At 72.3% G+C, this 10,326-nt stretch carries 4 protein-coding genes; 2 read left to right on the top strand and 2 right to left on the bottom strand.

Going from position 1 to position 10,326, the window contains the following annotated elements; genetic code table 11:
- Positions 1 to 84 precede the first annotated feature (84 nt).
- Entirely contained in the window at positions 85 to 975 is an 891-nt protein-coding gene (locus tag ACWY4P_RS50250) for an SIS domain-containing protein (RefSeq protein ID WP_456207490.1), read from the top strand.
- Between the two features lie 93 nt (positions 976 to 1,068).
- Positions 1,069 to 1,911, top strand: a complete 843-nt coding sequence (locus ACWY4P_RS50245) for a class II fructose-bisphosphate aldolase (protein ID WP_456207489.1) — start codon at positions 1,069 to 1,071, stop codon at positions 1,909 to 1,911.
- Positions 1,912 to 1,940: 29 nt separating this feature from the next.
- Here the strand turns inward: ACWY4P_RS50245 and fabD are convergent, their stop codons facing one another.
- Both fabD and ACWY4P_RS50235 read right to left on the bottom strand, forming a co-directional pair.
- Positions 1,941 to 4,214, bottom strand: coding sequence for an ACP S-malonyltransferase (gene fabD / locus ACWY4P_RS50240; RefSeq protein WP_456207488.1), 2,274 nt, complete (start codon positions 4,212 to 4,214; stop codon positions 1,941 to 1,943).
- Positions 4,211 to 10,315 (bottom strand): amino acid adenylation domain-containing protein, encoded by a 6,105-nt coding sequence (locus tag ACWY4P_RS50235; protein ID WP_456207487.1) that lies wholly within the window; start codon positions 10,313 to 10,315, stop codon positions 4,211 to 4,213. The genes fabD and ACWY4P_RS50235 overlap by 4 nt, the downstream gene beginning before the upstream one ends.
- Positions 10,316 to 10,326 lie beyond the last annotated feature (11 nt).

The raw sequence follows: 10,326 nt of genomic DNA, 5'->3' as shown, positions 1-10,326 counted from the left end.
CTGCAACATCATGCGCATTATCGGCCCGTAAGATGCAACTCACATCACGCCGCCTGCTCATTCACGCATGACAAGGGGAACCGTATGAGCTACACCGAGGCCGAGATCGCCAGTCAGCCGGACTGCTGGCGCCGTGCCACGGAACTGGTCCGGGAACCGGGCGGAGCGGTGCGGGAGGCGTTGCCGCGGGCGGGCGAGCGGGTGGCCGTGGTCGGGTGCGGCACGTCGTGGTTCATCGCCCAGTCGTACGCGGCGCTGCGTGAATCGGCGGGCCAGGGCGAGACGGACGCGTTCGCCGCCTCGGAGATGCCGCCGGGCCGCCGTTACGACCGGGTGCTCGCGCTGTGCCGGTCCGGCACCACGACCGAAGTGCTCGAACTTCTCGGCCGCCTGCGTGACACCGCGCCGACCACGGTCGTCACCGCCGTGCCCGGCTCCCCCGTCACCGAGGTGGCCGACTCGGTGGTCCTGCTCGACTTCGCCGACGAGGAGTCCGTCGTCCAGACCCGCTTCGCGACCACCGAACTCGTCCTGCTGCGGGCCCACCTCGGCGCGTCGCTGGACCGTCTGGAGGCCGACGGGCGCGCCGCGCTCGCCGCGCCGGTGGCCGACAGCCTGGTGGACGCCGAGCAGTTCACCTTCCTCGGGCGGGGCTGGACGTACGGGCTGGCGCAGGAGGCCGCGCTCAAGATGCGCGAGGCGGCAGGGGCGTGGACCGAGGCCTATCCGGTGATGGAGTTCCGGCACGGTCCGATCAGCGTCACCGGCCCCAAGAGCGTGGTGTGGTGGCTCGGCGAGGGCGCCAGCGGCCTGGAGGAGGAGATCGCGGCCGCCGGCGGCCGGCTGGTCGGGGACGGGCGGGACCCGGTGGCCGAGCTGGTGGCGGTGCAGCGGCTCGCCGTCGCGATCGCCGAGGCGCGCGGCCTCGATCCGGACCGGCCCCGGCATCTGACCCGCTCGGTGATCCTCGGGTGACCGCCCGGCCCGGCGCGCCGCCGGGCCGCTGCGCGGCACAGGACACCGAACCACCGGGACAACAGACCAACGAACAGCGGAAGGAGCCGGGCCATGCCGTTGGTGGCGACCGGCGAGATCGTCGGGCCGGCCGTACGGGCCGGGCTCGGCGCGGGGGCGTTCAACGCCATCCAGATCGAGCACGCCCAGGCGATCGTGGCCGGGGCGGAGGCGGCCAGGGCGCCGGTCATCCTGCAGATCAGCGAGAACGCCGTGCGGTACCACGGGGCGCTGGCGGCCATCGGGCGCGCGGCCGTGGAGGTCGCGGCCGGGGCGCGGGTGCCGGTCGCCGTACATCTGGATCACGCGACCGACCCGGCCCTGGTGCGGGAGGCGGTCGGGCTCGGGTTCGGGTCGGTGATGTTCGACGCCTCCGCGCTGGACTACGCGGCCAATGTGGCGGCCACCGCCGAGGTCACCGCCGACTGCCACGCCCGCGGGGTGTGGGTGGAGGCGGAGCTGGGCGAGGTGGGCGGGAAGGACGGGGTCCATGCGCCGGGGGCCCGTACGGACCCGGCCGAGGCCGCCGCGTATGTGGCGGCGACCGGTGTGGACGCGCTCGCGGTGGCGGTCGGCACCTCCCACGCGATGGTCGTCAAGGAGGCGGTGGTGGACCTCGGGCTGGTGGCCGCCCTTCGCGCGGCCGTGCCCGTACCGCTGGTGTTGCACGGCTCCTCCGGGGTGCCCGAGGCGGATCTGACCCGCGCGGTCGAGGCGGGCCTGACGAAGGTGAACATCGCCACCCATCTCAACGTCGCCTACACGCGGGCGATCCGCGACCACCTCGCGGCCCACCCCGAGGCCGTCGACCCGCGCCGCTATGTCGCGAAGGCCCGCGACGCGGTGGCGCGCGAGGTGGCCCGGCTGCTCCCGCTGCTGCGGGCCGTGGCCCCCTGACGCCGCGCCGGGCAGCGTGTCCCCGCCGGCTACGAACGTCGTGCCACGGTCATCGAGGCACCTCGGTCCCACAGCAGCCGGGCGGTCTCCGACAGCAGGTGGTCGGCCACCGCGTCCACGTTCCGCGCCTGCCACGGTTCCAGCCCGGTGCCCCTGACCCAGTGGTTGAAGGCTCCCATGGCCGGGCCGCAGTACACCAGATAGTCCACCTTCCGGCCCGGCGCACCGGTGCGGGCCAGCTCGAAGCCCTGGTCGAGGTAGGACCGGAAGGCGAGCGCCAGCTTGTGTCCGGCGGTCGGCCGCTCGCCGACGGTGCCCGGACCGTCGGCGGCGAGGGCCTCGCGCCAGGCGTCCTCGAAGGGGCGCCGCAGATAGGTCTCCTCGATCTGGCGCCGCGTTTCGGCGCCGATGTCCGCGAACGAGTCGTACATGCGCCAGAGCTGGTACAGCCGGTCGGCGCGGGCTGGGAGGAAGATGCCGCGCTTGACCACCCTGGCCCTCACACCGAGTTCGAACATCTCGCTCCACGGCGCCGGTTCCGTGTCCTGCACGTCGAGGCGCTGGAGCATGTCCTTCACCTCGGCGCTGGTCGCCGCCTCGGGCGTGCACTGGTTGACCGAGCCGGTGACCAGGAACTCGGCGCCGAGGACGAGCGCCGCCGCCGCGGCCTCGGGGGTGCCGATGCCGCCTGCCGCCCCCACGTGCACGCGCGGCCGGCTTCCGGCCAGGGTGTCGCGCAGCCGCAGCACGGGCGGCAGCAGGGTGGCGAGGTCCGCCGCGCTCGTCTGCCATCCGCCGCCTGCCTCGACGCACATGTCGTCCGCCATGGCCGACGAGCCCGCTCGCTCCGCCTCCTCCCGGGTCACCTCGCCGAGCTCGACGAGAGTGCGCACCACGTCGGCGGGGGCGGGCCGCAGAAACGCCTCGGCCATGTCCGTTCGGGAGACCTTGGCGATGATCCGGCCACCCTTGAGCCGGTACTTCACGAGGGCGGGGGTGATGCGCAGGAAGCCGGAGGCCTCCACCGTGCCGACGTCCAGCCGCAGCAGCAGATCGACCAATGCCTGTTCCCGCTCCGGGTGGGCGTGCTGGTGCAGCAGACTCGCCCCGAACGGCCCGCGGGGGCCCAAGGCGTTCCGAATGCCGCGCAACCCGTCCTCGACCTCCGTGAGCGGGAGACCACCGGTACCGAAGAAGCCCATGCCGCCGACCTTGGCGAGCCTGATGACGAGCGCCGCGGAGGATATCCCCCCGTACATTCCGCCCGCCAGGTACGCGAGGCGCAGACCGTAGCGGTCGCGGAAGGCGGAGGATCCCAGGTCCTCGGCCTCCAGGCCCCGCCGGGCCACCGGAACCGGCACGGGCTCGGGCTCGGGCTCGGGCTCGGGCTCGGGCTCGGGCTCGGCACGAGCGGCGGGCACCGGCTGGGGCTCGCTCGGGGGGAGGGGGGTCGCGACCGCGCTGGTCTTCCCGACCATCTTGGTCAGCGCCTGCCCGGGCCCCAGTTCCTCGAAGTCGATGTCGCCATGGGCCATGAGGTGGCGAATGGTGTCCACCCAGCGCACCCGTCCCGTGATCTGCCCGGTCAGTGTCTCGCGCACCCGCTCCGGGCGGTACGGCCGGGCGTCCAGGTTGGCGATCACCGGGATCCGCGGCGGCCGGAACTCGGTCGCGTCCAGCAGCTCCCGGAACTCCTCGGCCACCGCGCGCATATAGCGGGAATGGAAGGGCGCGCTCACATTGAGCACCGCCACCCGCGCTCCGAGGTCCTCGAAGACCGTGCGGGCCCGGTCGATGTCCGGCGTGGGGCCGGACAACACGACCTGCTCCGGTGTGTTGTGGTTGGCGATGTCCAAGGCCGTCAGCCCGGACCGCGACAGCAGCGACTCCACCGTGTCCACGTCCATGCCCAGCACCGCGGCCATGCCACCCCCGGTGGCCCGGCCCATCAGCTCTCCCCGCCGCTGGGCCAGCCGCAGGCCGGTGGCGAAGTCGAAGACTCCCGCAGCGAAGAGCGCCGGGTATTCGCCGAGGCTGTGCCCCACGAGAAAGTGCGGCGGCCGCGGGTCCTGCCTGCTGCGCCGCAGATAGGTCAGGGCCTCGACCACGTACAGCGCGGGCTGGGTGAATTCCGTGCGCCGCAGGCGGCCCTCGGGGTTGTTCAGGCACAGGTCCCGGATGGAATAGCCGAGGAGCTCGTCCGCCTGGGCGACCTGCTCGGGAAACGCGCCGAACAGCTCCGCTCCCATGCCCTTGACCTGGGAACCCTGGCCGGGAAATCCGAACACCCTCACCCTGTTCATCCTGCTGCCGCCTTTCGCGCGTGGTGCCGGGTGTCGTGCATGCCCGACACCCGCAGGACGTCGCTGACGCGGAACTCGCCCTCGACGAACACATCAAGTCCCTCGGGCGCGGGCCGCTCCCGGGTCACGGCCGCCATCAGGTCTCCGACGGTCGGGTTCCCGGGGCTCCGCGAGCCCTGCCACAGCTCCTCCAGGGCGGCCAGGAACGAGCCGAGCAGCCGGGTGACCGCCGCGTCGGTGAACACGTCGCGGTGGTAGGACATGTGCAGGGAGACGGTGTTCTGCGGGAAGACGTCCACCCGTAGCGGGAAGCCCATCTTCGAGACGAAGAAGTGTGCTCCCGCCTGCTCCATGCTCTCCAGCCCGACGTTCTGGAAGACCAGGTAGCTCTCGCAGGGCAGCCGGCCGGGTGGCAGCTCGCCGCACTCCAGGATCCGGTGGAGCGGAGTGTTCTCGTGGTGTGCCATCTCGGTCATGGCCGCCATGAACCGCGGCAGCAGCTCGCCGACCTGCTCCGAGGGGTCGAGCCCGATACGCATGGGGACGATGTTGAACGCCTGCCCGATCATGGTCCCGACCCCCTCCGGTCCCTGGGAGCGGCCGGTCAGCAGCATGCCGTGAACGCTGTCGTGGGTCCCGCTGTAGGCGGCGGCGGTGACCGCCCAGGCGGTCTGGAACAGCACGTTCAAGGTCACGTGCCGCTGCCGGGCCACGGCGCGCAGACCGAGGGCGAGGTCCTTGGGCAGGTGGACGGTCTGCCGGGCGAACCCCTCCTGACGGCCGGGCTCGTTTCCCGGTACCCCCTGGGACAGCGACACCGGACGGCTCAGGCCGCTCAGCGCCCGCCGCCAGTACGCTCGCGACTCACCGTCCGGGCGGGACCGTACATCGGCCACGAACTCCTTGAAGGGCAGCCGGGCGACCCGGTCCGGCTGCTCGCCCACGGCCAGGCGGCGCAGCAGGTCGAAGAGCTCGCCGGAGAAGATGTCCAGGCTCCAGCCGTCGAAGCACAGATAGCTGAAGCTCAGCACGGCCAGGCCCAGGCCGCCGTCGAGCCTCGCGACCAGATAGCGCAGGCCGTTGGGGCGCGCGGGGTCGATACCCAGTGCGCGGTCCTCGGCGAGGTGGCGCTCCAGGAGGGCGTCCTGCTCCTGTGGGGTACGCCCCCGCCAGTCCTCCTGCCGTACCGACACGGTGACGTCCCGGTGGACGACCTGGACCGGCTCGTCCAGTCCCTCCCAGGCGAACGACGTGCGCACCACCGGATGGGCCGCGGCCTGGAGGGACAGGGCGCGCTCGAACGGCTCCAGGTCGCCGTCGGCGAGGGGCAGCGCCTCGATCCGATGGACCAGGAACAGGCCGGGTTCGGGCTGCTCCCGCCAGAGCCGCAGCGCCCACTCCTGGAAGGGCGACAGCGGGTAGACCTCCTCCACGCCGGTGTCGGCCCGCGGCTCGTCCGGTGAGGCCGGCGCCGGTGCGCGGTCCGGTCCGGCGGTGTCCTGCCCGGTCCGCCGCCGCTCCGCGGCGTCCAGCGCGGCGGCCAGTTCGGCGATGGTGCCGTGTTGGAACAGCTGCTGCGGGGTGAGCTCCAGGCCCCGGTTCCTGGCCTTGGCCACGACGTGGATGCTGTGGATCGAGTCGCCGCCCAGTTCGAAGAAGTTGCTCTCCACGCTCACCTCGTCGAGGCCGAGCACCTCGGCCCACGCCTCGGCCAGAGCCTTCTGGGTCGGGGTGGAGGCGGGCACGGACTCGCCGTCCGCGGTCGCCTCGAAGACGGGCGGCGGCAGTTCGTCCCGGTCCAGCTTTCCGTTGACGTTCACCGGGAAGCGTTTGAGCACCACGAACGCCGCCGGGATCATGTAGTCGGGCACCCGGGCCTTCAGATGTGTCCGCAGCGCCGGGGCCAGTTCCTGGGCCTGCCGGGCGAACCCGGGGTCGGTGGCGTGGTCTTCGGGCCGGGCGCCGGGCTCCAGTGCGTCGGGCAGCCAGTCGGCGGCCGGCGGGCGACGGGTTCCGGCGCGGCACAACAATACGGCGTAACCGCCGTCCGTGCGGCCCGGCATCCACTCGACCCGGGCCGTGTAGCCGGCGCGCTCGGCCAGCTCCCACCACACCTCGGGGTCGATATGGGCGGCGGCCACCGGGGGTCGGCGTTTCAGTTCCCCGACGGTCTCCCGGCTGTCCTTGTCCCGCAACAGGGCCAGCTGCGCGTTGATCCCGGCGAGCCGGGCGTTGGGCACATCGTGCACCGACAGGGCGTCGGGCCGCTCGGTCCGCAACCGGCCGGCCACCTCCTGCGGGTCCGCCGCATCATGGCCCCAGCGCAGCACGGGGATCCGGGCCGCGGGGGTCCCGCCGGGGGCGGGCGTGGCCGGGTCCGCGTCGCGGGGGGCGAGGCGCAGGACCACGTCGTACCGGTAGCGGGTCAGCTCGTTGTCGTGGCGGCCGCGCCGCAGCTGGATCTCCACCTGGCTGATCCGCGGCTCCTCCACGCTCAGGGCATGGAAGAACCGGGAGTCCAGGAGGAGCTCCTGATCCTGCTGTTGCCGCTGCCGTACCCGCCGGCGCAACCGCTCCACCGGCAGCGTCGCGGACGCCTGGCGCAGTTCCACGTCGGTGTGGAAGGTCTCCAGCAGGGCTCGGTGGCGGACGTCGCCCACGAACACCGCGCCCGCCCCTTCGACATGGGCCAGCGCCTGCCGCAGCACCCCGCGCAGGTAGCCGGCGTCCGGGAAGTACTGCACCACCGAGTTGACGACGACCACGTCGAACGGTCCGCCGGAGAGCCGGGTGAGCTCGTCCGCGGCGCTCTTGACCAGCCGCACGTGGGCCAGCTCGGGGCGCCGGGCCACCAGCCGGTCCCGCACGAAGTCCAGGCCCGCGGCGGAGATGTCGGTGCCGACGTACTCTTCGCAGTGCGGGGCGACGCGGGAGAGCAGCAGGCCCGTGCCACAGCCGATCTCCAGCACCCGCCGGGGTTTGAGGTCCAGGATGCGCTGAACGGTCGTCTCGACCCATTCGCGCATCTCCGGCGCGCTCAGCGGCCTGCCGGTAAAGCTGCTGTTCCAGCCGAGGATGTTGAAGTCGGCCTCGTCGGGGTCGGCGTCGGGGTCAGCGTCGTAGGCACGGTCGAAGACGGCCTCCCATTGCCGGGGCATCCGCGGGCCGGAGTCGCCGGCGTCCGCGGCGGGGTGCCCCGGGGCGGAGCCCTCCGCCCGGTCCCGGGCCGGCACCACGTATCCGACCAACTGCTGATGGTCCGGGGAGTGGTCGTCCACGCGGGCCAGGACGACCGCCTCGGCCACCGCCGGATGCTGTTCGAGTGCGGCCTCCACCTCTCCGGGCTCGATGCGCACGCCCCGGATCTTCACCTGGAAGTCGGTGCGCCCCCGGTATTCGAGGGTGCCGTCGGGAAGATACCGGGCCAGGTCGCCGGTCTTGTACAGCCGTGCGCGCGGGTCGGGGTCGAACGGATCGTCGATGAACCGTTCCCGGGTCAGCTCCGGCCGGTTGTGGTAGCCGCGTGCCACCTGCACGCCGCCGATGTGCAGTTCGCCGACCACTCCGACCGGGACCGGCTTCAGCTCCTCGTCGAGCAGGTGGACGCGGGTGTTGGCGATGGGGCGTCCGATGGGGACGAGGGTGCGGCTGCTGCCGCGCTCGCAGGCCCAGGCGGTGACGTCGACGGCCGCCTCCGTCGGGCCGTAGAGGTTGTGCAGCTCGGCGTCCAGCCGGCCGAAGAACCGCTCCTGCAGGGCGTGGGGCAGGGCCTCGCCGCTGCACAGGACGCGGCGCAGGCTGGTGCAGGCCGACGCCTCGTCGCCGTCCAGGAAGGCCTGGAGCATGGTGGGCACGAAGTGCGCGGTGGTGACGCCTTCGTCGCGGATCAGCCTCGCCAGGTAGGCGGGGTCCTTGTGGCCCTCGGGTTCGGCCAGGACGAGCCTGGCGCCGGTCATCAGCGGCCAGAAGAACTCCCAGACCGACACGTCGAAGCCGAAGGTGGTCTTCTGCAGCACCCGGTCGTCCGCGTCCAGGCCGAAGCGCTCCTGCATCCACAGCAGCCGGTTGACGATTCCCCGGTGGGTGTTGAGCACTCCCTTGGGCCGGCCGGTCGAACCGGAGGTGTAGATGACGTAGGCGAGGTCCTGGGAGCGGACGCCGGTCACCGGCGGGAGTTCGTCCGCCCGGCCGCCGCCGGCGGCGGTGTCGGCGGTGTTGTCGAGAAGGATGACCTTCGCCCCGGTCCTCGGCAGTGCGTCCGCCAGGTGCCGCTGAGTCAGGATGACCGGCACGCCGGCGTCGAGGAGGACGAACTCGATGCGCTCGCGCGGGTGGGCGGGGTCCACCGGCACATACGCTCCGCCCGCCTTGACCACCGCCAGCAGGCCGATCACCATCTCGAAGGAACGCTCGGCACAGACGCCGACCATGCGGTCCGGGCCGACGCCCGCGTCGCGCAGCACCCGGGCCAGTCCGTCGGCCCTGCGGTCGAGTTCGGCGTACGTCAGCGACTCGCCGCGCAGGACGAGGGCGGGCGCGTCGGGGGTCCGCCGGACCTGGGCTTCGACCAGCTCGTGCAGGCAGCGTCCGGCGTCGGGGTAGTCGGTCCGGGTGTCGTTCCACTCCACCAGGGCCCGGTGCCGTTCCTCCTCGGTGATCACGGGCAGGGCGGAGACGCGGGCCGTGGGATTCGCCGCGACCGCCTCCAGCAGGATCTGGTAGCCGTCGATCATCCGCTGGACGGTCGACGCCTCGAAGACCGCCGAGTCGTACTCGACCTCGAGCAGCAGCTCGCCGTCCTTGTCGACCACGCTGATCCACAGGTCGAACTTGGCGGTGTCGTTGCGGATGCCGTCGATGGCCTCCACCACCAGGCCCGGAACCTGGTGCTGCGCACGGCCGGGAAGATAGGAGAAGCAGACCTGGAACATCGGGTTCTGGCTGAGGTAGCGCTCCGGCCGGAGCGCGTCCACGAGCACTTCGAAGGGGGTCTCCTGGTGCTGCTGGGCGCCCTGGACGGCATCCCGGACCCGCTCCACCACCGCGCGGAAGTCCGGGTCGCCGCCGAGGTCGGTCCGGTAGACGAGGGTGTTGACGAAGAAGCCGATCAGGCCCTCGATGTCGACCTCGGTCCGGTTGGTGACCGGGGATCCCACCGAGATGTCCTTCTGGCCGGTGTAGCGGAACAACAGGACGTTCAGCGCTGCCAGCAGGACGGCGAACAGGCCCGCGTGCCGCTCCCTGCCCAGGGCGGCCAGGCTCTCCCTGAGTGCGGCGGGCAGGATGCGACTCTCCAGGCTGCCGCCCTCGAAACTGCTCACCGGCGGACGGGGGTGGTCGAACGGCAGCTCCAGTGACTCCGTGGCACCGTCGAGCCGCCCGCGCCAGTAGTCCAGCTGCGCCTCCAGCCGCCGGCCGCTCAGGTGCTGGTGCTGCCACACCGAGAAGTCGGCGCACTGGAGGGGAAGTTCGGGAAGTGGTGAGGGGCGTCCCGCGGCGAACGCCTCGTACAGGGTGAGCATTTCCTGCCAGAACAGCCCCAGCGACCAGCCGTCCACCGTGATGTGGTGCGCGTTGAGCAGCAGGACATGCAGCTCCGGCTCCAGCCGGTAGACCGTGATCCGCAGCAGCGGCCCGGTCGCCAGGTCGAACGGCCTGCGCACCTCCTCCTGGACCAGCCGGTCCAGCGAAGCCTGCCGGGCGGCGGCTGCCTCGCCGGACAGATCGACCAGCACCGGGGGGACCGTGGCGTGCGGTGCGATCTCCTGCCACGGCTCGCCGTCCGTGCTGGGGAAGGTGGTGCGCAGCGCCTCGTGCCTGCGCACGATCTCGTTGACGCCGCGTTCCACGACATCCAGGCGGAGTCGCCCGCGCAGCCGGAAGCTCATGGGCACGTTGTAGGCCGGGCTGCCGGGGACCATCTGGTCGAGGAACCACAGCCGGCGCTGTGCGAACGACAGCGCGGGCCTGGGGTCGGCGGGCCTGCGGGGTATCAGGGCGGCTGCTCTGGAGGCGGTGCCACTCATCAGCTTCGCCAGCAGGGCCCGCTTGGCGGGCGACAGGTTCTCCGCGCGGGCGCTCAGGGTCTCGTCCAACGACATCGCAGTGTCTC

It is taken from the genome of Streptomyces sp. LZ34, from assembly GCF_053890475.1.
The sequence above is the reverse complement of the archived record's forward strand: the minus strand, read 5'-3'. Positions and strand labels throughout refer to the sequence as shown.